This window comes from Pseudomonas sp. G3-39 (assembly GCF_054790485.1).
Window position 1 is genome coordinate 1759710 of record NZ_CP186497.1, and the last position, 24749, is coordinate 1784458.

At 59.1% G+C, this 24749-nt stretch carries 20 protein-coding genes and 4 tRNA genes; 16 read left to right on the forward strand and 8 right to left on the reverse strand.

The window, feature by feature from the left end; translation table 11 throughout:
• Positions 1–81 precede the first annotated feature (81 nt).
• Both ACOYXG_RS07980 and ACOYXG_RS07985 read left to right on the forward strand, forming a co-directional pair.
• The gene (locus ACOYXG_RS07980) at positions 82–1233 is read left to right on the forward strand and encodes a TDT family transporter (protein WP_097087531.1); all 1152 of its coding nucleotides are present in this window, start codon (positions 82–84) and stop codon (positions 1231–1233) included.
• A 97-nt stretch (positions 1234–1330) separates the two neighbouring features.
• A complete protein-coding gene (locus tag ACOYXG_RS07985) occupies positions 1331–3205 on the forward strand; it encodes an MFS transporter (protein ID WP_460356910.1) in 1875 nt (624 codons plus the stop codon).
• Positions 3206–3302: 97 nt separating this feature from the next.
• Here the strand turns inward: ACOYXG_RS07985 and sugE are convergent, their stop codons facing one another.
• The 3 genes from sugE to rdgC form a co-directional block, all read right to left on the reverse strand.
• Entirely contained in the window at positions 3303–3617 is a 315-nt protein-coding gene (gene sugE, locus ACOYXG_RS07990) for a quaternary ammonium compound efflux SMR transporter SugE (RefSeq protein ID WP_003223093.1), read from the reverse strand.
• A 119-nt stretch (positions 3618–3736) separates the two neighbouring features.
• Positions 3737–4702, reverse strand: a complete 966-nt coding sequence (locus tag ACOYXG_RS07995) for a bile acid:sodium symporter family protein (protein ID WP_096797726.1) — start codon at positions 4700–4702, stop codon at positions 3737–3739.
• A gap of 148 nt (positions 4703–4850) precedes the next feature.
• Positions 4851–5771, reverse strand: a complete 921-nt coding sequence (gene rdgC, locus ACOYXG_RS08000; RefSeq protein WP_003223096.1) for a recombination-associated protein RdgC — start codon at positions 5769–5771, stop codon at positions 4851–4853.
• 159 nt (positions 5772–5930) lie between these two features.
• Between rdgC and ACOYXG_RS08005 the strand changes: the two genes are divergently transcribed.
• The 4 genes from ACOYXG_RS08005 (at position 5931) to ACOYXG_RS08020 (ending at position 6473) form a co-directional block, all read left to right on the forward strand.
• A tRNA-Val gene (locus ACOYXG_RS08005) sits at positions 5931–6006 on the forward strand.
• A 19-nt stretch (positions 6007–6025) separates the two neighbouring features.
• A tRNA-Asp gene (locus tag ACOYXG_RS08010) sits at positions 6026–6102 on the forward strand.
• Between the two features lie 199 nt (positions 6103–6301).
• Positions 6302–6377, forward strand: a tRNA-Val gene (locus ACOYXG_RS08015).
• Positions 6378–6396: 19 nt separating this feature from the next.
• Positions 6397–6473, forward strand: a tRNA-Asp gene (locus tag ACOYXG_RS08020).
• A 148-nt stretch (positions 6474–6621) separates the two neighbouring features.
• Here the strand turns inward: ACOYXG_RS08020 and ACOYXG_RS08025 are convergent.
• Entirely contained in the window at positions 6622–7788 is a 1167-nt protein-coding gene (locus ACOYXG_RS08025; protein WP_460356915.1) for a catalase family protein, read from the reverse strand.
• On the reverse strand, positions 7785–9593 hold the full coding sequence (locus ACOYXG_RS08030; RefSeq protein ID WP_460356918.1) for a di-heme-cytochrome C peroxidase: 1809 nt from the start codon (positions 9591–9593) through the stop codon (positions 7785–7787). Before ACOYXG_RS08030 ends, ACOYXG_RS08025 begins: the two co-directional genes overlap by 4 nt.
• A 270-nt stretch (positions 9594–9863) precedes the next feature.
• On the opposite strand from ACOYXG_RS08030, the gene ACOYXG_RS08035 reads away from it, so the two are divergent.
• The 9 genes from ACOYXG_RS08035 (at position 9864) to ACOYXG_RS08075 (ending at position 18715) form a co-directional block, all read left to right on the forward strand.
• Positions 9864–10580: an FKBP-type peptidyl-prolyl cis-trans isomerase gene (locus tag ACOYXG_RS08035; protein WP_007966725.1), complete on the forward strand. Its 717-nt coding sequence runs from the start codon at positions 9864–9866 to the stop codon at positions 10578–10580.
• A 294-nt stretch (positions 10581–10874) separates the two neighbouring features.
• Complete coding sequence (locus ACOYXG_RS08040) at positions 10875–11330, forward strand: YkvA family protein (RefSeq protein ID WP_047600220.1); 456 nt, start codon at positions 10875–10877, stop codon at positions 11328–11330.
• A 112-nt stretch (positions 11331–11442) separates the two neighbouring features.
• Positions 11443–11784, forward strand: a complete 342-nt coding sequence (locus ACOYXG_RS08045) for a helix-turn-helix domain-containing protein (protein ID WP_330208021.1) — start codon at positions 11443–11445, stop codon at positions 11782–11784.
• Positions 11781–12152, forward strand: a complete 372-nt coding sequence (locus ACOYXG_RS08050) for a hypothetical protein (protein ID WP_003223109.1) — start codon at positions 11781–11783, stop codon at positions 12150–12152. Before ACOYXG_RS08045 ends, ACOYXG_RS08050 begins: the two co-directional genes overlap by 4 nt.
• Positions 12153–12551, forward strand: a complete 399-nt coding sequence (locus ACOYXG_RS08055) for an SEL1-like repeat protein (RefSeq protein ID WP_027613365.1) — start codon at positions 12153–12155, stop codon at positions 12549–12551. It abuts the gene before it with no gap.
• A gap of 246 nt (positions 12552–12797) precedes the next feature.
• Entirely contained in the window at positions 12798–17555 is a 4758-nt protein-coding gene (locus ACOYXG_RS08060) for an RHS repeat-associated core domain-containing protein (RefSeq protein ID WP_460356923.1), read from the forward strand.
• 4 nt (positions 17556–17559) lie between these two features.
• Complete coding sequence (locus ACOYXG_RS08065) at positions 17560–17970, forward strand: hypothetical protein (RefSeq protein ID WP_096797032.1); 411 nt, start codon at positions 17560–17562, stop codon at positions 17968–17970.
• Between the two features lie 158 nt (positions 17971–18128).
• The gene (locus tag ACOYXG_RS08070; RefSeq protein ID WP_238547078.1) at positions 18129–18299 is read left to right on the forward strand and encodes a hypothetical protein; all 171 of its coding nucleotides are present in this window, start codon (positions 18129–18131) and stop codon (positions 18297–18299) included.
• The gene (locus tag ACOYXG_RS08075) at positions 18299–18715 is read left to right on the forward strand and encodes a hypothetical protein (protein WP_027613364.1); all 417 of its coding nucleotides are present in this window, start codon (positions 18299–18301) and stop codon (positions 18713–18715) included. Before ACOYXG_RS08070 ends, ACOYXG_RS08075 begins: the two co-directional genes overlap by 1 nt.
• An 87-nt stretch (positions 18716–18802) precedes the next feature.
• On the opposite strand, the gene ACOYXG_RS08080 is transcribed toward ACOYXG_RS08075, so the two are convergent.
• Both ACOYXG_RS08080 and ACOYXG_RS08085 read right to left on the reverse strand, forming a co-directional pair.
• Positions 18803–20593 carry a bifunctional diguanylate cyclase/phosphodiesterase gene (locus tag ACOYXG_RS08080; protein ID WP_460356928.1) on the reverse strand — a complete coding sequence of 597 codons (1791 nt, stop codon included), beginning with the start codon at positions 20591–20593 and terminating at the stop codon, positions 18803–18805.
• A 133-nt stretch (positions 20594–20726) separates the two neighbouring features.
• On the reverse strand, positions 20727–22811 hold the full coding sequence (locus ACOYXG_RS08085; RefSeq protein WP_167734107.1) for a carboxy terminal-processing peptidase: 2085 nt from the start codon (positions 22809–22811) through the stop codon (positions 20727–20729).
• Positions 22812–22949: 138 nt separating this feature from the next.
• Between ACOYXG_RS08085 and ACOYXG_RS08090 the strand changes: the two genes are divergently transcribed.
• Positions 22950–23912, forward strand: coding sequence for a zinc-binding dehydrogenase (locus tag ACOYXG_RS08090; RefSeq protein WP_103369824.1), 963 nt, complete (start codon positions 22950–22952; stop codon positions 23910–23912).
• Between the two features lie 178 nt (positions 23913–24090).
• Here ACOYXG_RS08090 and ACOYXG_RS08095 read toward each other — a convergent pair whose 3' ends face one another.
• Positions 24091–24744: an HAD family hydrolase gene (locus ACOYXG_RS08095; protein WP_460356931.1), complete on the reverse strand. Its 654-nt coding sequence runs from the start codon at positions 24742–24744 to the stop codon at positions 24091–24093.
• Between the last annotated feature and the right edge of the window lie 5 nt (positions 24745–24749).

Consider the following 24749-nt stretch of genomic DNA (forward strand, 5'->3'; position numbering starts at 1 on the left):
AGATAGAGAAATTACCCGTTATATAGATATTCGATTCGGTTCTACCATGGACTCAACCTCACCTGAGGACAGGAGTTCATGATGACTTGCCCCAACATAGCCAAACCCGGCATCAAGCCGTTCAGTCAGCTTCAGCATCCGCGTGAAGTGATCCGTCAATTCACCCCGAACTGGTTCGCCGCGACCATGGGCACCGGCGTGCTGGCCCTGGCGCTGGCGCAACTGCCGGTGGCGATCCCCGGGTTGCACGCGGTGGCCGAAGGGTTGTGGCTGTTCAACATTCTGTTGTTCACCCTGTTTACCTTTGCCTATGCCGCGCGCTGGGTTCTCTTCTTCGATGAAGCGCGGCGGATCTTCGGCCATTCCACCGTTTCGATGTTCTTCGGCACCATCCCCATGGGCCTGGCGACCATCATCAACGGCTTTCTGCTGTTCGGCCTGCCACGCTGGGGCGAAGGCGTGATTCATTTGGCCGAAGTGCTGTGGTGGCTCGACGTGGCGATGTCGCTGGCCTGCGGTGTGTTGATCCCTTACATGATGTTTACCCGCCAGGAACACAGCATCGACCAGATGACGGCGGTCTGGCTGTTGCCGGTGGTGGCGGCGGAAGTGGCGGCGGCCAGCGGCGGCTTGCTCGCGCCGCATCTGGCCGATGCCCACGCGCAACTGGTGGTGCTGACCACCAGCTACGTGCTCTGGGCATTTTCCCTGCCGGTGGCGTTCAGCATTCTGACTATCCTGTTGCTGCGCATGGCCCTGCATAAACTGCCTCACGAAAACATGGCCGCTTCGAGCTGGCTGGCCCTCGGTCCGATCGGTACCGGTGCGTTGGGTATGTTGCTGCTGGGCGCTGATGCACCGGCGATCTTCGCCGCCAACGGCCTGCCGGGCATCGGTGAAATCGCTGCGGGGCTGGGGCTGGTCGCCGGTATCACGCTGTGGGGCTTCGGCTTGTGGTGGATGTTGATGGCGCTGCTGATCACCGCGCGTTACCTGCGTGACGGCATCCCGTTCAACCTCGGCTGGTGGGGTTTCACCTTTCCGCTGGGCGTGTATTCGCTGGCGACCCTCAAGCTCGCCAGTACGCTGAACCTCGGTTTTTTCAGCGTGGTCGGCTGCATGCTGGTGAGCCTGCTGGCGGTGATGTGGCTGATCGTCGGTAAACGCACCGTGCAAGGCGCGTGGCGCGGTGAGCTGTTTGTCTCACCTTGTATTGCAGGGTTGAAGAAATAACCTGAAAAGTTTAGGTAAGGTGTGGCCTGGAACGCCGATCGAGATTCCAATAAGCAGATCCAGGCCATTCTCTACCGACCTCAGGGAAACACGGAAGATGAGTCACCCCTCACAGTTCAACCTGCTTCGCACTCGGCGCTTTCTGCCGTTTTTCATCACGCAGTCGCTGGGCGCGTTCAACGACAACGTGTTCAAGCAATCGCTGATCCTCGCCATTCTGTATCGGCTGACCATCGAAGGTGACCGCTCGATCTGGGTCAACCTGTGCGCGCTGCTGTTTATCCTGCCGTTCTTTCTGTTTTCGGCGCTGGCCGGGCAGTTCGGGGAAAAATTCGCCAAGGACGCGCTGATCCGTCTGATCAAGCTCGCGGAAATCGCGATCATGGCCGTAGGATCGATCGGTTTCCTGTTCGATCACCTGTCGCTGATGCTGGTGGCGCTGTTTGCCATGGGCACGCATTCGGCGCTGTTCGGGCCGGTCAAGTATTCGATCCTGCCGCAGGCGTTGCGCGAGGATGAATTGGTCGGCGGCAACGGTCTGGTGGAGATGGGTACGTTTCTGGCGATCCTTGCCGGAACCATCGGCGCCGGGATCATCATGTCCTCGACCCATTACGCGCCACTGGTGTCGACCGCGATTGTCGGAATTGCGGTGCTCGGTTATCTCGCCAGTCGCAGCATTCCGCGCGCGGCCGCCGCGTCGCCGGAAATGCGCCTGAACTGGAACATCTTCAGCCAGTCCTGGGCCACGCTGAAACTCGGACTGGGCCAGACGCCTGCGGTGTCGCGTTCGATTGTCGGCAACTCGTGGTTCTGGTTTGTCGGGGCGATTTACCTGACGCAGATCCCGGCCTACGCCAAGGAATGGATGCACGGCGACGAAACCGTGGTCACCCTGATTCTCACCGTGTTCTCGGTGGGGATTGCGCTGGGTTCGATGCTTTGCGAGAAACTCTCCGGGCGCAAGGTCGAGATCGGACTGGTGCCGTTCGGTTCGTTCGGTCTGACCGTGTTCGGCCTGTTGCTGTGGTGGCATTCCGGCGGAATCCCCGAGAGCGTCACCGGCCACAACTGGACTGAAGTGCTGGGCTTTGCGCATACCTGGGCGGTGCTGGTCGACATTCTCGGCCTGGGTATTTTTGGTGGTTTCTATATCGTGCCGCTGTACGCGCTGATCCAGTCGCGCACCGCCGAAAACGAGCGGGCGCGGGTGATTGCCGCCAACAACATTCTCAACGCTCTGTTTATGGTGGTCTCGGCGATCGTTTCGATCGTGTTGCTGAGTGTGGTCAAACTGTCGATTCCGCAGCTGTTCCTGGTGGTGTCGCTGCTGAACATCGGCGTCAACGCCTACATCTTCAAGATCGTCCCCGAGTTCAGCATGCGTTTCATGATCTGGCTGCTCAGCCATTCCATGTACCGCGTCGAGCACCGCAACCTCGAGGCGATCCCGGACGAGGGCGCGGCGCTGCTGGTGTGCAACCACGTGTCGTTCGTCGATGCGCTGCTGATCGGCGGTGCGGTGCGTCGGCCGATTCGCTTTGTCATGTACTACAAAATCTATAACCTGCCGGTGCTGAACTTTATCTTCCGCACGGCGGGAACAATTCCGATTGCCGGACGCAACGAAGACATCCAGATCTACGAAAAGGCCTTCACCCGGATTGCCCAGTATCTGAAGGACGGTGAGCTGGTGTGCATCTTCCCCGAAGGCAAGTTGACCACCGATGGCGAGATCAACGAGTTCAAGGGCGGGCTGACGCGGATTCTCGAAGAGACGCCGGTGCCGGTGATTCCGCTGGCGTTGCAAGGGTTGTGGGGGAGTTTCTTCAGCCGCGATCCGAACAAGGGGCTGTTCAAGCGGTTGTGGTCGCGGGTGACGTTGGTGGCGGGTTCGGCGGTCGAGGTTGAGGCGGCGCAGCCGGCGAAATTACAGGGTTTGGTGGGGGCGTTGCGCGGCACCGTCAGGTAATCGGTGACTTCAAGGGCCCCTTCGCGAGCAGGCTCGCTCCCACATTTGAAATGCACTCCAGTGTGGGAGCGAGCCTGCTCGCGAAAGCGCTAGTTGCTTAAGCGCTGACCTTGAGGCCAATCAACCCGGTAATGATCAACGCCACACTGGCCAGCCGAATCAATGCCATCGACTCGCCAAACAGAATGATCCCCGCAATCACCGTGCCCACGGCGCCGACCCCGGTCCAAATTGCATAAGCCGTACCCAGCGGCAATTCCTTCATTGCCAGACCCAGCAGGCCAAGGCTGATGGCCATGGCCGCAACGGTCAGGACGGTGGGGAGCGGGCGGGTGAAGCCGTCGGTGTATTTCAGGCCGACGGCCCAGCCGACTTCGAACAGGCCGGCGAAAAACAGAATGATCCAGGACATAAGAGACCTCCATCGATTGACGGGGCCGTCCCCAGATTGATAACTCGATCGAGCCGCAGGGTCGTCCCCGCGTAGCGCAACAGTCTGCCGAGCATTAATCCGGGGATCAAGTTTGCCGGTCAGTCGGCCGGCTGCTGCGCTAGCGCCTCACGGTCTTCTTTCTCGCTCATGCGCCGGAAGTACGTCGAGAGCAACGCCCCGGAAATGTTGTGCCAGACGCTGAACAACGCGCTTGGCACCGCCGCCAGCGGCGAAAAGTGCGCGCTGGCCAAGGCCGCGCCCAACCCCGAATTCTGCATGCCGACTTCCAGCGCCAGCGACTTGCGCTGCGCCAGTGGCAACTTGAACAGGCGCCCGGTGAAGTAACCCAGCAGGTAGCCGAAGCTGTTGTGCAGCATCACCACGGCCATGATCAGCAGCCCGGATTCGGCAATCTTCGCCTGACTGGCGGCCACCACGGCGGTGACGATGATCACGATGCTGACCACCGACACCAGTGGCAACACGTCCACCGCGTGGCGCACCTTGTCGCCGAGCACGCGTTGCGCGACCACGCCGAGCACGATCGGCAGCAGCACCACTTGCAAGATCGACCAGAACAACTCCATGAACGACACCGGCAGCCATGCCGAAGCCAGCAGCCAGATCAATGCCGGGGTCAGCAGCGGAGCGAGCAGGGTGGTGACAGCGGCAATCGCCACCGACAGTGCCAGATCGCCGCGGGCCAGCCAGGTCATGACGTTGGAGGAGGTGCCGCTTGGGCAGCAGCCCACCAGAATCACCCCGACCGCGATTTCCGGTGGCAGGTGGAAGATCTGGCAGAGCAACCACGCCACGCCGGGCATGATCACGAAATGTGCGACCACGCCCAAAGCCACGCGCCACGGATGGCGGGCGACGGCAGCGAAGTCATCGAGTTTGAGGGTCAGGCCCATGCCGAACATCACCAGCCCCAGCAGCGGCACGATTGCGCCTTTGAGGCCGAGGAACCACGCCGGTTGCAGGAACGCGATCACGGCGAAAATCAGAACCCAGTAAGCGAAAGTGTTGCCGACAAAGCGGCTGAGTGCAGCCAGTGCGCGCATGGCCTGTTCCTTATTATTGAATGAACACCACAAAAACAATTGTGGGAGCGAGCCTGCTCGCGAAAGCGGCGTGCCAGACACATTAATGTTAACTGTCACTCCGCATTCGCGAGCAGGCTCGCTCCCACAGTTTTGAAACTCGTCAGGATTAGATCCCCTGCGGAGTCTCTTCACCGCCCAACGCTTCCACCAGTGCCGGCAGGAAGTCGCCGAAGGTCAGCATCATCAGGGTGAAGCTGGCGTCCAGTTGGCCCAGAGCCTCGTCGCCGCCGTCCTGTTCCGCCTGATCCTGCAGCAGGTCTTCGAACTTCAGGCGTTTGACGGTCATCTTGTCGTCGAGCATGAACGACAGTTTGTCCTGCCAGGCCAGCGACAATTGGGTGACTACTTTGCCGGTGCTCAGGTGCAGCTGGATTTCTTCGCTGGTCAGATCCTGACGCTTGCAACGCACGATGCCGCCGTCTTCATGGGTGTCGCGCAGCTCGCATTCGTCCAGAACGAAGAAGTCCGGGGCGGCTTGCTGGGTGGTGACCCACTCGGTCATCACGGCGGTCGGTGCGGTTTTCACGGTCAGCGGACGCACGGGCAGGGTGCCGAGCACTTCACGCATGGTGGAAAGCAGGTCTTCGGCACGTTTCGGGCTGGCCGAGTTGACCAGGATCAGGCCCTGTTTCGGCGCAATCGCGGCGAAGGTCGACGAACGACGGATAAAGGCGCGCGGCAGGAACGCCTGGATGATTTCATCCTTGATCTGATCGCGTTCCTTCTTATAGACCTTGCGCATCTGCTCGGCTTCGATCTCTTCGACCTTCTCCTTGACCGCATCGCGCACGACGCTGCCCGGCAGAATGCGTTCTTCTTTACGCGCAGCGATCAGCAGGAAGTCACCGCTGACGTGCACCAGTGGCGCATCTTCGCCTTTGCCGAACGGCGCGACGAAACCGTAGGTGGTCAACTCCTGGCTTGCACATGGACGCGCCAGTTTGGTGGCCAGTGCAGTTTCCAGCGCCTCGGCATCGACAGGCAGGTCTTGGGTCAGGCGATAGATAAGCAGGTTTTTGAACCACATGGGGTGAGTCTCTCCTTTATACAAAGGGGGGCATTATTGTCTTCGCCGGGTCATAGGCCAACCCTTCTCTAAGCCTTTGGAAGGCCTGAGAAAATTAATTAAAAAAGTGCTTGCCAGAGGTTGGGTCGCTCCGTAGAATGCGCGCCACACCGAAGCGAAGGGTGATTAGCTCAGCTGGGAGAGCGTCTGCCTTACAAGCAGAATGTCGGCGGTTCGATCCCGTCATCACCCACCATTCGTTTCAAGTGTTTAGCGCAGCGGTAGTTCAGTCGGTTAGAATACCGGCCTGTCACGCCGGGGGTCGCGGGTTCGAGTCCCGTCCGCTGCGCCATATTCGGTAACCTGGACCACTGAACGCCAGGTCACCACGGAAAAACCCGCTGAAGCGGGTTTTTTTCTGTCTCAAGTTTGTACCTTGTTCCATCGGGTTTGTGTCGTTTCACCGGTTTTCGGATTTTTTTGAAAAAAACTTCAATTAAATCAACACATTACGAAAACTTGTGGCATAATGCGCCCCGTAACGAAGCGAAGGGTGATTAGCTCAGCTGGGAGAGCGTCTGCCTTACAAGCAGAATGTCGGCGGTTCGATCCCGTCATCACCCACCATTCGTTTCAAGCGTTTCGCGCAGCGGTAGTTCAGTCGGTTAGAATACCGGCCTGTCACGCCGGGGGTCGCGGGTTCGAGTCCCGTCCGCTGCGCCATATTCGGTCACCTGGACCCACTGAACGCCAGGTCACCACAGAAAGCCCGCCAAGTGCGGGCTTTTTGCTGTCTGCGATTTGTGAATTTCTGCAACGCCTTTGTGGTGAGGGGATCAATCCCCTCACCACAAATCATCTGCTCGTCTTTTTACTGAAGGGCATTGCGGCTATGCCGATAATCGCTCACCGCCTCATACACCGCTTTACGCAAGCGGTTGATCCCGCCAATCGGTCGATGCGCTTCGATACCAAACCACGGGTTGAACGACAGGTTGTCACACTCCAGATTCAATGCCGGTGTGTCGAAGTCCTGCGCAGGCAGGGTAATCCGCGCCACTGTTTCGAACGGTGAATCCTGCTCGCGCCATTCGATGCTGGTGTCCTCGATCGGCATGTACTTGTTCGCGTCCTGGCGCTGAATCTGCAACACAAAACACGCTGGCACCCGATCCGTCGACAGTTGCTGGTTCAAGGCGCTGCGCAGGAAATTCGGCAGGTCGTGGTTTTGCGGGGGCAGGGCATACGCCGGGCAATTGTCCGGATCCGGCGCGACTCGAAACTTCGCATTGGCCTCCCCGAATTTGTAGGGCGATACCGAAAAGTACGTGGTCGCCGTCGGGCTGTTCGGTGGCGGCGCCAGGGTCGCCAAGGCGATGAACAGGTGGCGGATCTGCCAGGTGCGCGGATCCCAGCCAGGAAAGAACGCCATGATCTTTTTGCCATCAGCCTGAGCCGCCACATTCTGACGATAATCGGCGACATCGCTGACAAAGAAATTCGGGTGGCTGAACATCACGAAGTCTTGCTCGCGGCGCTGCTGACGGTCGCCGAGCAATGGTTTGCCGGGCACATCGAGCAGTTTGATCGCCATGCCCCGAGCGTCGCGGATGCTGTCGAACTGCGGGTAGGCGTTGCCATTGGACAGGCGAATCATCGCCTGCCAGGTTTTGCCCGGCTCACTGAATACGCCTTGGCGCAACGCAGGTGTCAGTTCCGGCAGCACCGTCACTTCGGCTTTCACGCAACCATGGGCCTTGGCATGCGCGTCGCGCAGATAACGCGTGCTTTCGCGATGTTGATCGACGATGCGTACGGCGGTCTGGATTACATCCTGGGTCATCGCCGCTTCACCGGCGGGAATCTGTTCCTGCGCCGATACCGGGCCTCTGTGTTGCCAGACGAACCATGCGCTCGCGATGGCCCAGCCCAGCAGGCCGATAATCAGCAATGTCAGTAGGGCTTTGCCCAGCAGGCGCCCCAGCCATAACCAGACGCGGGCGAACATCGACGGTCTTTTGTACGGGTTGATCATCATGGCAATTGCGCCTCCAACGGTCCGCCCAGTACTTTCAGGTACTCCAGCAAGGCCCAGCGTTCTTCTGGTTGCAGCAGTCGGCCGATGACCCCATTGCCACGCTCGCCGGCGCGGAATTCATGGCCGCTGTTGTGGTTGCCGGAAATTCGCGTGTCGAACAGGAAACCATTGGTAAAGGCTTCGGTGCGATACCCCAAATGGCGCGGGTCGTACTCGAGAGTGCCTTTATAGAAGGTGGTGGCGCGTTCATCCTGGGGCGACAGCAGTTGATAAAGACTCGGTACCGAACCGTTGTGCAGAAATGGCGCGGTGGCCCAAACCCCGGCCAGTGGTCTGGCCTTGTAAGCGACTTTTTCGCGCACGCCGATCGGCAGACCGAAGCCATCAAGTTGTGGCTTTTCCTGAGGGCTGACACCAGCCTCGCGATAAGCGCGGTTTTCGACGAATGCGGTGACGTAAGCCAGGCCCTTGGCCACCGATAGCTGGCTCAGATCCAATGGCTCTTTGGGCGTTGGATGCAGCTTCACATCCATCTGCTCAAGCTCTTTCAGATCCCATTGCAGCGGCGTCAGGTCGAAACGGTGGTTGGCAATGTTGGTCGCTGCATTCGGATCGGTGCCGATCACCTCCACCGGCAGCATGTGCAAATGCTGCACCCAGCGTTCGCCCTCCTGAGTCTTGCGTGGCACGTGGCAACCGGCGCAGTTCTCCTCAAACAGGGCGCGGCCCTTGGCGGCCAGCGGTTTGTCGATGGCGCCCAGAACATCCTCCGGCCAGGCGGGTGGTTGCAGGTGTTGCAGGGTTTCTTCGATTTTGTGCAGATCACGCACGCGGACACTGGAGGCGTAACGGGCATCGCCCTGCAGCGGCTGGCCATTGCTGTCGAAGAAGTTCAACGTGGCGCCGACACCCAGTGCCTCCCCGATATTGCGCGCCATCGGTTGCTGTGCCGAGCCGTTCCACTGCACCCAGTCGAACGTCCACATGTCCCACAGTTGCGGGTAGTCCACCGGTGCGTTGGCCACGCGGTAGTTAGCGGGGGAGATCGCGTCGCCGAAGGTGGCGTTGGCGATGCGGCCGAATGCGTCGGTGCGGCCCGGGCCTTCTTCGGTCGGGTAGAGGCCGCGATGCGTGTCGTTCCAGGCGACTTTGAGGAAGGTGTTCAGCGATTGCTTGAAGTCTTTGCGCAGTTGCTCGTGGCGTGTCTCGTATTCATCGCCCAGAACATTTTTGGCGAAACGCTCGAATTTCCATGGGTTGTAGTAAGTCGCGGCCAGACTTGCGACCAAGGCTTGTCCGAAACTGCCACCGCGTAATGTAGGAACGCTAGAAGGCAAGACATGCTGCGCTGAACCACCGTCAATTCGCACGGCCTGGTCTTTGAAGCGCAATTCGCCAGTGTGGCAAGCAGCGCAGGTGATATCGAGATATTGCTCGCTGCCACCGGGATTCGCGTGGCGGGCAAAGCCGACCGGCAGATTGCCGGGGTTGTTCGACGTGGCTTTCTGCTGTGGATCAACCAGAAAACCGAAGCGTGCGAGGTATTCCGGGGACGGGAAACGCTGCTGCGAGAAGGGCAGTTCCAGCGCCTCGAACCATTCATAGCGCAGGCCTTTGACCTGTGTGCCTTGCGGCGTGAAGTAGTAGGTCTGGCGTTCCTCCTCGCTCCACTGCTGCAGGTAATGCACCTGTTGGGCCGGGATATAGAATGGAAGTTTCGGGTTGGCGACGAAGTACAGAATCACTGCCAGAGCCAGGCCCAGCAGCACAATGATCAGTGCCAGCACACGGTATAAGAGGCGCAAGATAAACATCCTTGTCGAGTTGTTGCCTTGTTATGCCTCAGCTGTTGCAGGTGCGGCAAGTGGCCATTACGCCAACTGTCGTAGGAAGTCTCATCAGCCCTTGTCAGCTTCAGATGACAGAAGCTTCATCGTCCCTTGGCCCGAATGCGTTTTAATCCCTGAACTTATCGGACATTTCCTGCTCTCATGCCGGTAGCCATTGGTCGTGGCGGCCTGATAAGCTCGCGGCTTTACTCGATTGCCCTTTCGGCGCATGAACAAGGAAATAGCATGAAACAGCATCGGTTGGCGGCGGCGGTAGCCCTGGTTAGCCTGGTCCTCGCGGGTTGTGATTCGCAGACCAGCGTAGAGCTGAAAACCCCGGCGCAAAAAGCTTCCTACGGTATCGGCCTGAACATGGGCAAGAGCCTTGCTCAGGAAGGCATGGATGATCTGGACTCCAAAGCGGTAGCCCAGGGCATCGAAGATGCCGTCGGCAAGAAAGAACAGAAGCTGAAAGACGAAGAACTGGTCGAAGCCTTCGCCGCGCTGCAAAAGCGTGCTGAAGAGCGTATGGCCAAGATGAGCGAAGAGTCGGCAGCCGCTGGCAAGAAATTCCTCGAAGAAAACGGCAAGAAGCCTGGTGTCACCACCACCGCTTCCGGTCTGCAGTACGAAGTGGTCAAGAAAGCCGACGGCCCACAGCCCAAGCCTACCGACGTCGTGACTGTTCACTACACCGGCAAGCTGACCAACGGCACCGTGTTCGACAGCTCCGTTGAACGTGGCAGCCCGATCGATCTGCCGGTCAGCGGCGTGATCCCGGGTTGGGTTGAAGGTCTGCAACTGATGCACGTTGGCGAGAAGTACAAACTGTACATCCCTAGCGATTTGGCTTACGGCGCGCAATCGCCAAGCCCGGCAATCCCGGCCAACTCGGTTCTGGTCTTCGACCTGGAACTGCTGGCCATCAAGGATCCTGCCAAAGAAGACGCCGCCGCCAAGTAATCGGCTGTAGCTTCGAAGACAACGCCTCGCATATGCGGGGCGTTGTTGCATCTGGACGATGCTGGCGGTAAACAGAGCGAACGGATGGCGCTTACAGCAGTCCTAGAGATTGAGGCTGCCAGCGCTAGACGCCCTGAGCCGCCAAGTCAATGAAATATTGGGGTTTTTTATGTGAGTAAAAAACGCCCGATCTGAGCGCAGCCCTTATGAAACGGGGCTTTCAGCGCTGAAATGCAGCTCTGTTCACAAGGTTATCCACAATTTGTGTGGATAACATTTCAACGGGAGAAATAGATGAAAGCGCCGTGGAATTTCGCCCGATTTCTGCCCCTCGCCGGTCGATTGCTGGCGCGTGGGCGTCTGCCGACCCTGTTATTCGCGGTGGCGAGCAAAGGGGCCGCGCAAGGCAATCGCCTTGGCAAACTCAAGGATGATCTGCGTTTGCTCCAGGCACTTTGCCTGTCCTACTGGCGCGGCGAGTATCGGGCCATCAGTCCGAAAGCTCTGGTGTCGGTGGTGGCGGGCCTGATGTATTTCCTCAGCCCGGTGGATGCGATTCCGGATTTCATTCCGGTGTTCGGTATGCTCGATGACATCGCCGTTCTGGCCTGGCTGATGAAAACCCTCGACGATGAGCTCAATGCTTTTCGGCTCTGGCGCAACCGCCAGCAGCCGGAAAAACTCGCGGTGGTCGAGCGCCTGCCTGATACCCCCGAGCAACTTCAGCTTCAGGGCCCGAAAAAGCCCTGATTCACTTCGCCTGCAGACAGATAGATACCCCCCGCGACCTTGGCCGCTGTTAGGATTACACTTCTAGGGAAAAGTGCCGACTCGCTAAGTGTTGTTGTCCTACGGGGTAGTCATGGATATTCAGATAATTGCACGCGATGGCGAACCCGAATATGCGGTTCTGCCATGGGTTCAGTATCAGGCTCTACTGAAAGCAGCAGGCATCAACGAAACACCGCAGCAGCAGGCGCTAGCGCCGGCCGCCGCAACGCCAGACCCGATTCTTCCAGGTCTGGATCAACTACGCAGTTTGCGCGAAGGGAAGGGCATCGCCATCGAGGCGCTGGCCCGCACGGTAGGCATCAGCCCGTCTTATCTGGCCATGATCGAAAGCGGCGAGCGTCAACCTGACGCCGCGATTCGTCGCAGCCTGGCCTGGGAACTGACGGTGCCGGGTTGGAGGGATGAATCGTGAGCGTACGCATCAGTCGTCAACATTGGGACGGATTGCTCGGGGAGCTGGATCAAGCGCGCAGGCAGCGCCATCTGTTGACCTATCGAGCCTTGCTCGAACGTTTGCAACTGCCGACGCCGGCGATGCAGACGCTGACCGCGGCACTTGAGCATCTGGCCGCACTCGACGCCAAGGCTGAACAGCCGTTGCGCAGTTCGCTGGTGATCAGCCAGGGTGCCAGCCGTTTGCCACGTACCGGTTTCTTTGAGTGTGTCGAGCGTCTGGGGCGCTTTTCTGGGCCCTCCGATGGCGTCGCGGCTGCTTCCTGGCATGCGTCGGAAGTGGTCAGAGTTTTCGAATACGAGTACCCGGAATCGGCGGAGGCCTGAGTGTTCTTACGACTCAAGGCGTCAGCCAGTTACTGGTTGGCCCGCAGGCTGTTTCACTGGTCGTGGTTTGTTCGCCAGCCCAGAGGCTGGCGCTGGCTCGAAGGGCAGTTTGCGCGCATGGCCAATCTTGGCGATGTCGGCGCGCAAAGCTTTTATGGGCACATTCTGACGTTTCGCGGGGTTGGCCTGGGTGCCCGCGAAGAGGGTGTGCGGCTGTTGCGTCTGGCGGCGCTCGCCGGCGATGGCAAAGCGGCTTATCAAGTCGGCGTGATCAGCTTGGCCGGTACGCCGAGCAAAGCGCCGGATCCGACCGAAGCGGCACGCTGGTGGACGCTGGCCGCCAAGGCCGGCCACCCGTTGGCCGAGCTCAAACTCAAAGAGTTGAGCGCTCGGGATTAAACCCGGTAAATCATTTTGTATCGCTCGATAAACGTGGCGTGAGGGAAACCTCACGCCACGTTTGCGTTTATCGCCATACGTTTTGTAGTAATTGGTCTTTTGCAGATTAGTCCTACAGTAAACGCCTACTCGCCTGACTTCTTTCCTGATTGATCCCCCGCAAAGTCCCCGCGCCTAATTTTTGCGCGAGGGAACGCTCATGTTTGACCCGGTTTTTCATTCCACCCCGCATCGTTGCGTGCGCTGATGGAAGCCGTCAGCCGTATCGAGCAGGAACTCGACAGCTTCCCCGACTCCCTCAGCCTCTATCGCCAGCAACTTGAACACTGGCTCAGCGGAGCGGCCGACCAGGTCAGTCATGCGGCGGATCTGCCGTCGCTGATGGGCATAGAGCGGGTCATCCGCTTTGGTGATCGCGTCACCGCGGTCAGCACGGGCGACAGTGAGTTTGCCTCCGGAGTCGTGCAGTGCCCGAAAAGCGGGGTGCTGGCGATCGAGAGTAAATTCGAGTCGGTGTACGACATTCCGCTGGGCGACATCGTGGTGGATGTGGTCGCGGTGGATGATGGCCAAACCTCCCCCGTCGCACTTGATGCGCAAGGCCGGGGAACCTTCAGCGGTACGCCAGGCAAGTTCTATCGCGTGCAGGTGCACAGCGACGTTACCCCGGAGCAGATCGAGGCACTGTTCAAGTCCTACGACGGCTTGACCGGCGAGCTGGATGGCTGGCTGCGCAGCGAGTGGCAGGGGTTCAAGCCGCAGTGGTCGCAGTCGGTGGCGACGGCGGCGGGCAACGGCATGCTCGCCGGGAGCTGGGCGGCGATCGAGGGGGTATGGGACAGCATCGGCATGCTGTCGGAGATTCTCAAGGATCCAGGCGCATTTGCCGAGCGGCTGGGAAGCGGCGCGGCTGATCTGATTCATCTCGCAGAATCAGCTCCGGATGTCATGCAGAAACTGCAGTTGCTGGTCAGTGATGAAGCGGCGCTGTGTTTGCTGTTGCGTGCGGCGAGTCTCTGGCTGGAGATGCTGCCGCCCAGCCAGATCGCCGGCAAAACCGCTGAAACGGCGTCGATGATGATCGTGCAGGTGCTGATCGATGTGCTGATCGGCGTTGTGTTGACATTCGTCGGGGCTGGCGCCGGGATCGCTTATCTGACGCTACGCCTGGCGGATCGCGCCGCCCAGTTGCTCTCGGTTGTGAAACGCCTGGTCAAGGCGATGTTCGGCATCGTCAACACGTTCATCCATTACGTCGATCAATACAAAACTGTCGCCGCGCGGGGCATTGCCGCCGGGGTGAAAAAGGGCCGCATGCAATTGCGCTGGGATGCGAAGCGCAATGCCGCCCTGAAGAAAAACGAGCATCACGATAACGCTCCCGATCAAGCGAAAAACCCCAACGGCGACAGCGCCGACTGCGCGCCGCTGACCTGCACCAACGGCTGTCCGGTGTCGATGGTCACCGGTGAAGAACTGCTGACCCTGACCGACGGCACGCTCGATGGGGTGTTGCCGTTCGAGTTCACCCGGTTGTACCGCACCAGCGCGGTGGAGGTTGATGTCGGGCTGGGGTTTGGCTGGAGCCATTCGCTGGCGCATCGGCTGGAGTTCGATGGCGAGGCGGTGATCTGGGTCGATCACGAGAACCGCCGCACGCGGTTTCCGTTGCCCAGCGTTGAGCGCCCGGCGATTCACAACAGCCTGTCGCGGGCGGCGATTTTTCTCGGGGATGAGCCCGAGGAAGTAATCCTCGCGCTGGCGGGGGATGCGGCGCGGTTTTATCACTTTCGTGCCGGGCGGCTGGTGGCGGTCAGTGATGCGTATGGCAATCGGCTGACGGTGCATCGCGATCATCAACAGCGGGTTTTCCGCCTGGACAATGGCGCGGGTCGGTCGCTGCTGTTGCGTTATGACCGGGCGCATCTGGTGGCGGTTGATTACCAGGTGCTTGAGGCTGATGGCTGGCGCACCGAGCAAACGCTGGTCAGTTATTGCTACGACGCCCGTCAGCGTTTGTTGGCTGCGACCAACGCGGTCGGTGACAGCGAGCGTTACGACTACGACGATCAGCACGTCATCCTGCAGCGGCAACTGACCGGCGGCGCGAGCTTTTTCTGGGAGTGGGAACGCTCGGGCAAGGCGGCGCGCTGCGTGCGGCACTGGGCGTCGTTCGCGCAGATGGACACCCGTTACGTCTGGGCCGATGACGGCAGCGTCGCGGTGCACTACGTCGATGGCAGCGAAGAAACCTACGTCCACGACGACAGCGCACGGCTGGTGCGCAAGGTCGAGGCCGATGGCGGTGAGCACCTCAAGGCTTATGACGACGCGGGCCGGCTGATCGCCGAGCAGGATCCGCTGGGCGCGGTCACCGAATACCGCTACGACGACGTTGGACGGCTGATCGCGCTGCTGCCGCCGGACGATGAGCCAACGTCCTACGAGTACCGCAACGGTTTCCTGCACAGCCGTTCTCGCGGCGAGGCGGTGTGGACGTTTCGGCGCAACGCCGAGGGCGATGTCACCGAGGCGGTCGATCCCGACGGACAGGTCACCCATTACTACTACGACACGCGCGGGCAGTTGCTGTCGATCCGCTACCCGGACAGCAGCAGGCACAAGTTGTCGTGGAACGACCGCGGGCAACTGATCGAGGAAACCCTGCCCGACGGTGGAGTACGGCGCTTTTCCTACGATGCGCTGGGGCGACGGACGACCACTTGCGACGAATACGGCGCGATCACCCGTCAGCAGTGGGATGCGGTTGGCCGACTAATTCAGACGACCTTTCCTACGGGCGCTACCCGCGCCTACAGCTATGGCGCTTACGGCCAGGTCACTGCCGAGCGCGACGAACTCGGGCGCATCACCCGCTACGAGTATGACGACGACCTGCACCTCGTCTCGCGCAAGATCAATCCCGACGGCACGCGGGTGCAGTACCGCTACGACCATGCGCAACTGCTGCTCACGGAAATCGAGAACGAGTCCGGGGAAAAGTACCGGCTGGACTACACGCCCACCGGATTGATCCGACAGGAAACCGGCTTCGACGGCCGGCGCACCGCCTACGCCTACGACCGCAACGGGCACCTGCTGGAGAAGACCGAATTCGGCGATGACGGCTCGACGCTGGTCACCGCCTACACGCGTGATGCGGCCGGGCGCTTGCTGCTGAAAACCCTGCCCGACGGAGTTGAGGTGGCTTACACCTACGACCGCCTGGGCCGTTTGACCGGGGTTGATGACGGCCAGCAACATCCACTGGCCTTTGAATACGACCGGCAGGATCGGCTGATCACCGAGCATCAGGGCTGTGGCACCCTGCGCTACACCTACGACGCCTGCGGCCAGCTCAAGCGCCAGCGTCTGCCGGACAACAGCAAGCTCGACTATCACTACGCCAAGGGCGGTGCGCTGACCGCCATCGACCTCAATGGCACGCGGCTGACCAGCCATCAGTTTGAATGCGGTCGTGAGCAACAACGCCAGCAAGGCCTGCTGCTCAGCGATTATGCCTACGACGATCAGGGACGTTTGCTGGCCCATGCTGTAGGTCATCAGCACGACTCGCTGTATCGCCGGGATTATGCCTACAGCGCCAACGGCAATCTGGAGCACATTGCCGACAGCCGCCACGGCCAGCGCACCTATGGCTATGACGCCCTCGACCGCTTGATCCGCGTCCGTCACTCGCGCGACGAACTGCCGGAATCCTTCGCCCACGACCCGGCCGGCAACCTGCTGATGCAGGATCGTCCCGGGCCGACCCGGATCAAGGGCAACCGCCTGCTGATGCAGGGCGACCGGCATTACGACTACGACGCCTTCGGCAACCTGATCCGCGAGCGTCGTGGCCGCGATCAACTTCTGATCACCGAATACCGCTACGACTGCCAGCACCGTCTGATCGGCCTGACCCGCGCCGATGGCCAAACCGCGTCCTACCAGTACGACGCCTTCGGCCGACGCATCCGCAAAACCGTCGACGGCCAGACCACCGAATTCTTCTGGCAAGGCGACCACCTCGTCGCCGAAAGCAGCAAAACCCACCACCGCAGCTACGTCTACGAACCCGGCACCTTCCGCCCCCTGGCGCTGCTCGACGGCAAAGGCCCGAAACGCGCTTGCCCGTTCTACTACCAACTCGACCACCTCGGCACCCCGCAGGAACTCACCGACTACAGCGGCGAAATCGTCTGGTCGGCGCAATACGACGCCTACGGCAAGGTATCGGCGATCACCCTCGCGGGCGAGGACTACCTGGACCAGCCGCTGCGCTTTCAGGGGCAGTATTTCGATGCGGAAAGCGGGCTGCATTACAACCGGCATCGGTATTACGACCCGAGGTTGGGGCGGTATTTGACGCCGGATCCCATCAAGTTGGCGGGTGGGTTGAATCAGTACCAGTACGTGCCGAATCCGACGGGGTGGGTGGATCCGTTGGGGTTGAACTCTAACTGCCCGCCGCCGAATAGGCCGGGCTGTACGGTACCTGGTGCGAGTGATGGAGCTAAGGTTGATGAAGAAGAGCCTGAACTTCCGAAGCCGAAATTAAGCGCAAGAGAGGCCGCGAAGAAAGAGGTTGAGAGGTTAAATGACAGTCAGGGGATGCACATGGTTGGTAAGCATGGCCCTGAGCTGCCAAATGAAAAATTTAAAAAAAGGGCTATTGATGGGACGGACCCGATTACGGGTCAACCAAGAAGAGGTCGAAATGCTGGTGTAGGTAATCCGAGCTCCAGATTTTACAGTTGGGAAATAATGCTTGAAGCCTATGTTCTCGCGACCACCAGGGTTGAACGCGGACTCCCTCGTTTCACCGGACAGGATAGTCAGGGAGCTAACGTTGTAAAAATGAGGCTTCCTAACGCTGGGGAAGGTTATAAGCCAAATAGAAGGGATAAAGAAAACCCTCGATTAATTACCAATATGGGAGGGTTCGAAATGAAGTTCGACCCCATAACAAACCTACCATTTACTCTTTATCCAACGGAGTGATTTTATGTACATTGATCCTGAAACGTCGAAGCCTTATCTACCGACCCCAGCATATTTTTTGTGTTGTTTTGATGTGTATGATCGCGAAGAAACCTTGGGGGTGGAGCTTGAAAGATATAATCCGAACACAGTCGTAGATAGGGAGGAACTTATTTTAAAGTATTGCATACCTATGAATAGGTCGTATCGTCAAAAATTTTTGCTTGTGGAGTGTCTCAAGTTTGCGTTGCAAGACGAGAGGTACGATTTTAGATCCTTATTCCAGTATGATCCTGAGGCTTATTGTTCATTTCCGGATGGTTGGGATGAAATGGTCGATTCAAGGGTTTTTTTTGAAGATATATATCGGATAGCTATGGTTGAGTGGGGTGCCGAGTTGAAGAAGGCTGGTTTGGAAGATCAAGCTACTTGGTAAGTGCGTTAGCTGATGATGCTGGTGTGGAGTGGTAATAGAAGATGTTCAGAGGTGTTTACAGTTCGCGGTTTTTAACCCATCGAGCGCAGTTGAATGCTTTAAATGAAGCGATGACAAGAGAGGCACGGAAGATGTCGCGATTCACGGGAGAAGACAGCATGGGTAATTTGGTTGTGAGAATGGCTGCCGAAGATGTGGGGGAAGGGTACGAACCTAACCCATCAGATCCATCAGAACCCCGCTACATTCAAAAAATGAATGGGTTTGAAATGAAATTTGACTTTGAAACATTGCAACCTTTCGCTCTATATCCGGTGGAGCACGTTTGATGTTGATGCATCCCTATCTTGATGTTCCATACAGTCCTAAGTTGAAGCACTTTCTTGGTGGGTTTGATATATACGATCGCGAAGAGACGCTGGGCGCAGAGTTGGCAGAGTACGATCCTGAGTGTCCTTCAGATAGAGCGGAATTAATTTATAAATTTATTGTGAGAAGATTTTCGGGTTTGACTCATCGGCACAAGTTTGTCTTGTTTTTTGTATTGGGTGAGGCTCTGGATGGCGAAGCGAGTAAGCTCTCTGAGGTTTTTAAACATGATCCTTTTTCTCATTCATTGCTTCCACTTGGCTGGAATGAAATAAAAGATCCCAGGAGTTTTTTTGAGCATGTGTACTCTATTCTCTCCGAAGTTTGGATTGATGAGTTGTATCTCGCCAGTCAGGAAGACTGCTCCACGTGGTAGCCGGCATTAGAAGCGGAATCTTGAGTGATGCTACTGACCCCTTCGCGAGCAAGCCCGCTCCCACAGGGATCTGTGTCGTCTGGAGAGTCAGCGCTGGCCCATCAGCTGCGGCAGTTGAAGGTCGGCAGCACTGAGACTATCAATCACATGCACGCTATACCCCGGAACATTCTTCGCATGATGTTTCGCCTGCGAAGCCATCTCCGCCAGTTGACTCGCATCCAGTTCTGCGCAGGCCTCGGGTTGCAGGTGGACTACGCCGATCGATAACGATAGAAGTGGAAACTCCTGCCGCACACCCTGGCGATTCGGCGCGATGAAGCAGCCGGCCTCAAGATGCTCAGGGCGATAGAAGCGGCGGCATTGGCTCTGGAAGTCGTCGAGCAGTTGGTTGAGGCGTTTGCGCCAGTCTTCCGGGCCGAGTACCAGAAGGAAGTCGTCGCCGCCGATGTGGCCGACGAAGTCGCGGGAAGGGTCGACGCGTTCGTTCAGACATTGCGCCAGGCACAGCAGGACTTCGTCGCCACGGCCGTAGCCGTAGATGTCGTTGAAGGGTTTGAAGCTGTCGATGTCGACGTAGCAGATGATCGATTCACGGCCCTGTTGCAGCAGGCGGGTCAGGCATTGCTGGATCGGCACGTTGCCGGGTAGCAGGGTCAGCGGGTTGGCGTAGCGTGCCTGCTGGATTTTCAGTTCGGTGATCAGTTTGAGCACGTCGATCACCCGGCCAAGGCCCAGATAACCGCCGTTGAGGGTGATGATGAAATCTTCTTCGATGCGCTGCCGGGCGCGGCTGGTGATCAGGCGGCTGACCTGTTGCAGCGACTGGCTCATTTCCACGGCGAGGAAGTCGTCGTTCATCAGGCGGCTGATCGGTTTGCGTGCGAACAGGTCGGTGGCGAACGGTTTGAGCAGTGCGTCGGACAACGAATGGCGATGGACGATGCCGCACGGCTGGCCCTGTTCGTCGAGCACCGCCAGTGAGTTCAGATTGGCCTGGCGGCGGAAAGCTTCCAGCACCGTGGCGGTTGGTGTGTCGCGATGCACCGCCGGTTGGTCGTTGAGCAGGGCGCTGAGGTCGCTGCCTTCGTCGTTCAACGCCACGGTGCTGCTGTCGTGTTTCGGCATCAGGGCCCGGGCATCGCGGGGTGGATGCTCCTGCGGACGACCGAGCAGGTAACCCTGCACCAGATCGACGCCCATCTCGGTCAGCACCGCCAGTTCTTCCGGCAACTCGATCCCCTCGGCAATCACCTGCGCCCGCGAGGCCTTGGCGATTTGCAGGATCGAGCCGACGAACTCGCGCTTCAATGCGTCCTGATGAATACCGTCGATGAAGTGGCGGTCGATCTTCACGTAATCCGGGCGCAACTCCGACCATAGACGCAAGCTCGAATAGCCGGCACCCAAGTCATCCAGTGCAATCGAAAAGCCCATCGCCCGATAGTGATGCAGGGCAGTTTGCAGCAACTGGAAATCGTCGATCGGCGTCTGTTCGGTGAGTTCGATCACCACTTGACTCGGTGGGATGCCGAAGTCTTGCAGCAGTTGCAAGGTCCGCCCCGGTTGGTGCGCGGCTTCGAGCAGGGATTCCGGCGAGACGTTGAGGAACAGCTTGCCCGGCAGTTGCTGCTCGTTGAAACGACGGCAGGCAGACTGGCGGCAGGCAATTTCCAGTTCGCTCAGGCGGCCGGCCTGACGCGCCACCGCGAACAGCGCGATTGGCGAATGCAGAGGGCTGTTGGACGGGCCGCGAGTGAGAGCTTCGTAGCCGAGAATGCGACGCTCGGAGAGACAGATGATCGGCTGGAACAGGCTGTGCAAACCGCTTTGAGTCAGGATCGAGCTCAAGGCACTCAGCTGTTCGGTCGTGGTCATGGCAATCTCTGGCGATAAAAAAAGGACTGGGAGCGCTCTTGCTTGAAGAGGCGCTCCCAGTCCTTTATTTCACGACAGAATGATGACTGTTTGATGACGCTCCGGGGAGCGTCACCACTAAATTGCCATCATCTTACTTCTTGGCCACCTGATTGCTCAGCTTCAGGTAATCCAGCAGCACGCGCCCGGTTTCGCTCAGGTAGGCGTCGTCTTCTGGTTTGACCTTGTCGGGCTCAGCCGCAGCCAGCGCGTCTTCATCTTCTTTCTTCAGCTCTTTGAGCGGTTCTTCGCCTTTGGCTTTGCGACGGATGTTTTCCATGGCCAGTTGCTTGGCATCGATGTCCGCGTGCTGGGCACGACGGTCTGCTTCATTGAGGCTGACGGTTTTCTCTTCCATCAACTTCTGCGCCAGGGCCAGTTTGTCACGGATGAACACGAACTCGGCGTCTTTGGCGCTGCGTGCGTCATGCTCGGACTTGAGCTGCGCCAGGTACGGCTTGAACGGATCGGAGGCCGGCTTGATCGCTGCCTTGATGGTGTCCCACGGCATGGCTTCCGGCAGGGCGCTTTCGCCGATTTCCTTGGTGTCGATGATCGACGGGTAGTCGATGTCCGGCAGTACGCCCTGATGCTGGGTGCTCTGCCCGGAAACCCGGTAGAACTTGGCCAGGGTCAGTTTCAGTTCGCCATGGTTCAGCGGCTGAATGGTCTGCACGGTGCCTTTGCCGAAGGTCTGGCCACCGATGATCAATGCACGATGGTAGTCCTGCATGGCGCCGGCGAAGATCTCCGAAGCCGAGGCGGACAGGCGGTTGACCAACAGTGCCATCGGGCCTTTGTAGAACGCGCCCGGGTTTTCATCTTCCAGCACATCGACGCGGCCATCGGCGTTACGCACGAGTACGGTCGGGCCCTTGTCGATGAACAGGCTGGTCAGCTCGGTGGCTTCCTGCAGAGAACCGCCGCCATTGTTGCGCAGGTCGATGACCACGCCGTCGACTTTCTCTTTCTGCAGTTCGGTCAGCAGTTTCTTGACGTCACGGGTGGTGCTCTTGTAGTCCGGATCACCGGCACGGAACGCCTTGAAGTCGAGGTAGAAGGCCGGGATCTCGATGATGCCGAGCTTGTAGTCCTTGCCGTCCTGTTTCAGGTTCAGCACGGATTTTTTCACCGCCTGGTCTTCAAGCTTCACCGCTTCGCGAGTGATCGGCACGATCTTGCTGGTCTGGTCGTTCGGCGCATTGCTGGCCGGAATCACTTCCAGGCGCACCACGGTGCCTTTCGGGCCGCGGATCAGCTTGACCACTTCGTCCAGGCGCCAGCCCACCACGTCAACCATCTCTTTGTTGCCCTGGGCAACGCCGATGATCTTGTCGGCCGGTGCAACCTGCTTGGTCTTGTCGGCCGGGCCTGCCGGCACCAGGCGCACGACTTTCACCTGATCGTTGTCGCTCTGCAACACGGCGCCGATGCCCTCCAGGGACAGGCTCATGTTGATGTCGAAGTTCTCCGCGTTATCCGGCGACAGATAGTTGGTGTGCGGGTCGTAGGACATGGCGAAGGTGTTGATGTACGCCTGGAAGATATCTTCCGCGCGGGTCTGGTCCAGACGCGCCAACTGGTTCTTGTAGCGCTTGGTCAGGGTTTCCTGGATCTGCTTGGAATCCTTGCCGGCGATCTTCTGCCGCAGCACTTCGTCCTTGACGCGTTTGCGCCACAGGTCGTCGAGTTCAGCGGTGGATTTGAGCCAAGGGGCGTCCTTGCGATCGATCAGCAAGGTTTCCTTGGTAGTGAAGTCCATCTTGTCGACGCCCTTGTTCAGCTCCGCAATGGCGAAGTCCAGGCGCGCCTTGACGCGGTCCAGATAGCGCTTGTAGATGGTGAACCCGGCGTTGAGGTCGCCGCTTTTGAGGAAGTCGTCGAACTGGGTCTTCCACTTGTCGAATTCGGCGATGTCGCTGGCCATGAAGTAGCTGCGCGACGGGTCCAGCAGCTTGATGTAGCTGTCGTAGATGATCACCGAGCGCGCATCGTCGAGCGGCGGCTTGCTGTAGTGGTGACGCTTGAGCAACTCGACGACGTTGAGGCTGGCGATCACTTCGTCGCGATCCGGCTGCAACTTGTCCCAGCTGTTGGCTGCGAATGTAGTGCCCGACACCGGCAACAAGCCGATACCGATGAAAAGAGCGAGGGCGGTGCTGGGGAGCAAATGCTTCATGCTGATTCGACGCGGGGACAATTGATAACGCATATTAGGCCGTCTTTGAAGTCGCCGGTTCTACGAGAGCCGGTCGCATAATGCAAAAAGCCCGGCGCTACAGCTTCGGGCTCAGTCCAGACTCACTATGGAGGCACTGTGAAGGCATTGCAAGGCGTTGAAGGTCAAGTGGCATGGCTTGAAGAGCCGAGTCCGGCATGTGATGTAGGACAAGTGCGCATTCGCGTGGCGGCTGCGGGCCTCAATCGCGCCGATTTATTACAGAAAGCCGGGCTTTATCCACCGCCGCCGGGCGCCAGTCAGGTGCTCGGTCTGGAGTGTTCCGGGGTGATCAGCGAAGTCGGCGCCGGCTCGTCCTGGCAGGTCGGCGACCGGGTCTGCGCCTTGCTGGCCGGGGGCGGAATGGCCGAGGAGGTGGTGGTCGATGGACGGCACGTGCTGCCGTTGCCCGAGGGTGTTTCGTTGATCGAGGCCGCGGCATTACCCGAGGTTTATGCAACGGTCTGGCTCAACGTGTTTCAACTGGCGGCGCTGAAACCCGGCGAGAAGGTTCTCCTGCACGCCGGGGCCAGTGGAATTGGTTCAGCCGCCATTCAGCTATGCAAGGCGTTCGGCAATCCCTGTTGGGTCAGCGTCGGGTCGGCTGAGCGATTGGCCTACTGTGAGGCGCTCGGCGCCCAAGGCGGCGCGGTGCGCAGCGATGATCTGGAGAGCCTGCGCGACTTCGGGCCGTTTGACGTGATCCTTGATCCGGTCGGCGGCAACTATGCGGCACTGAACCTCAAGCTGACGGCGCTGGACGGACGCTGGGTACTGATCGGCCTGATGGGCGGACGTGAGGCGAAACTGGACCTGGCACAGGTACTGGCCAAGCGCGTGCAGTTGCTCGGTTCGACGTTGCGCAGTCGCGACGATCAGTTCAAGGCCGACCTGTTCAGCGATTTGAGCCAGCATGTGTGGCCGCTGTTTGCCGAAGGGCGGTTGAGTCCGCAATTGGCGAAAACCTTCCCGGTGAAAGACGCCGAAGCGGCGTTTGCCGAGCTGGCGAGCAACAAAGTTGCCGGCAAACTGGTGCTGGTGGTCGACGAAAGCCTGACCTGAAAACACCGAAAAACCTGTGGGAGCGGGCTTGCTCGCGAAGGCGGTGAATCAGACAAGAATTTATCGACTGACACTCCGCCTTCGCGAGCAAGCCCGCTCCCACATTTGGATCGATGTTTAGCCGGATTTTTCGGCAAGCTCCCTTGCCACAGTCAATAATCCATATCTGGATCTTTGGTTATTTCCAGAGATGGATCGGCCAGCCGGATTTTTCGGCGTGCTCCAGCAGGACCGGATCCGGATTCACCACATGCGGGAAATCCACCTTCAGCAGCAACGGCAAGTCATTGCGTGAGTCGGAGTAGAAACTCGCGCCTTCCAGATTCTCTTCCTCGGCGTCCAGCCATTCCAGCAGGCGAGTGATCTTGCCTTCGCGGTAGGTCAACGTGCCGACGGTCTGGCCAGTGTAAACACCGTGCGCGACTTCCAGTTCGATGCCGAGAATTTCGTCGATGCCCAGGCGCTCGGCGATCGGTTTGACCAGGTGCGTGCCGGAAGCCGAGATCACCAGAATCCGGTCGCCGGCCTTGCGGTGGGCGGCGATGGTTTTGGTGGCGTCGCTGAAGATGATCGGTTCGATGAAGTCTTCCACCCATGGGCCGACCAGGTGTTCGACCTCTTCCGGGGTACGGCCGACCATCGGTTCGAGGCTGAACGCCATGAATTCTTCCATGCGCAATTTGCCATGGCTGTAGGCGTCCATCAGCTCGTTGTTCTTGCGCATGAACGACTCGGGATCGACCCAGCCCAGGCGCCCCATCTGCTCGCTCCAGAGGGTGGCGCAGTCGCCGTGGATCAGGGTTTCGTCCAGATCAAAAATTGCCAGGGCCATCAGTG

Coding starts and splice junctions, on each gene's coding strand:
- ACOYXG_RS08035 (WP_007966725.1), top strand. CDS start 9,864: ATGAAACAGCATCGGTTGGCGGCGGCGGTAGCCCTGGTTAGCCTGGTC.
- ACOYXG_RS08085 (WP_167734107.1), bottom strand. CDS start 22,811: ATGAAGCATTTGCTCCCCAGCACCGCCCTCGCTCTTTTCATCGGTATC.
- ACOYXG_RS08040 (WP_047600220.1), top strand. CDS start 10,875: ATGAAAGCGCCGTGGAATTTCGCCCGATTTCTGCCCCTCGCCGGTCGA.
- sugE (WP_003223093.1), bottom strand. CDS start 3,617: ATGTCCTGGATCATTCTGTTTTTCGCCGGCCTGTTCGAAGTCGGCTGG.
- ACOYXG_RS08075 (WP_027613364.1), top strand. CDS start 18,299: ATGTTGATGCATCCCTATCTTGATGTTCCATACAGTCCTAAGTTGAAG.
- rdgC (WP_003223096.1), bottom strand. CDS start 5,771: ATGTGGTTCAAAAACCTGCTTATCTATCGCCTGACCCAAGACCTGCCT.
- ACOYXG_RS07995 (WP_096797726.1), bottom strand. CDS start 4,702: ATGCGCGCACTGGCTGCACTCAGCCGCTTTGTCGGCAACACTTTCGCT.
- ACOYXG_RS08065 (WP_096797032.1), top strand. CDS start 17,560: ATGTACATTGATCCTGAAACGTCGAAGCCTTATCTACCGACCCCAGCA.
- ACOYXG_RS08080 (WP_460356928.1), bottom strand. CDS start 20,593: ATGACCACGACCGAACAGCTGAGTGCCTTGAGCTCGATCCTGACTCAA.
- ACOYXG_RS08045 (WP_330208021.1), top strand. CDS start 11,443: ATGGATATTCAGATAATTGCACGCGATGGCGAACCCGAATATGCGGTT.
- ACOYXG_RS07980 (WP_097087531.1), top strand. CDS start 82: ATGACTTGCCCCAACATAGCCAAACCCGGCATCAAGCCGTTCAGTCAG.
- ACOYXG_RS08025 (WP_460356915.1), bottom strand. CDS start 7,788: ATGATGATCAACCCGTACAAAAGACCGTCGATGTTCGCCCGCGTCTGG.
- ACOYXG_RS08070 (WP_238547078.1), top strand. CDS start 18,129: ATGGGTAATTTGGTTGTGAGAATGGCTGCCGAAGATGTGGGGGAAGGG.
- ACOYXG_RS08095 (WP_460356931.1), bottom strand. CDS start 24,744: ATGGCCCTGGCAATTTTTGATCTGGACGAAACCCTGATCCACGGCGAC.
- ACOYXG_RS08060 (WP_460356923.1), top strand. CDS start 12,798: ATGGAAGCCGTCAGCCGTATCGAGCAGGAACTCGACAGCTTCCCCGAC.
- ACOYXG_RS07985 (WP_460356910.1), top strand. CDS start 1,331: ATGAGTCACCCCTCACAGTTCAACCTGCTTCGCACTCGGCGCTTTCTG.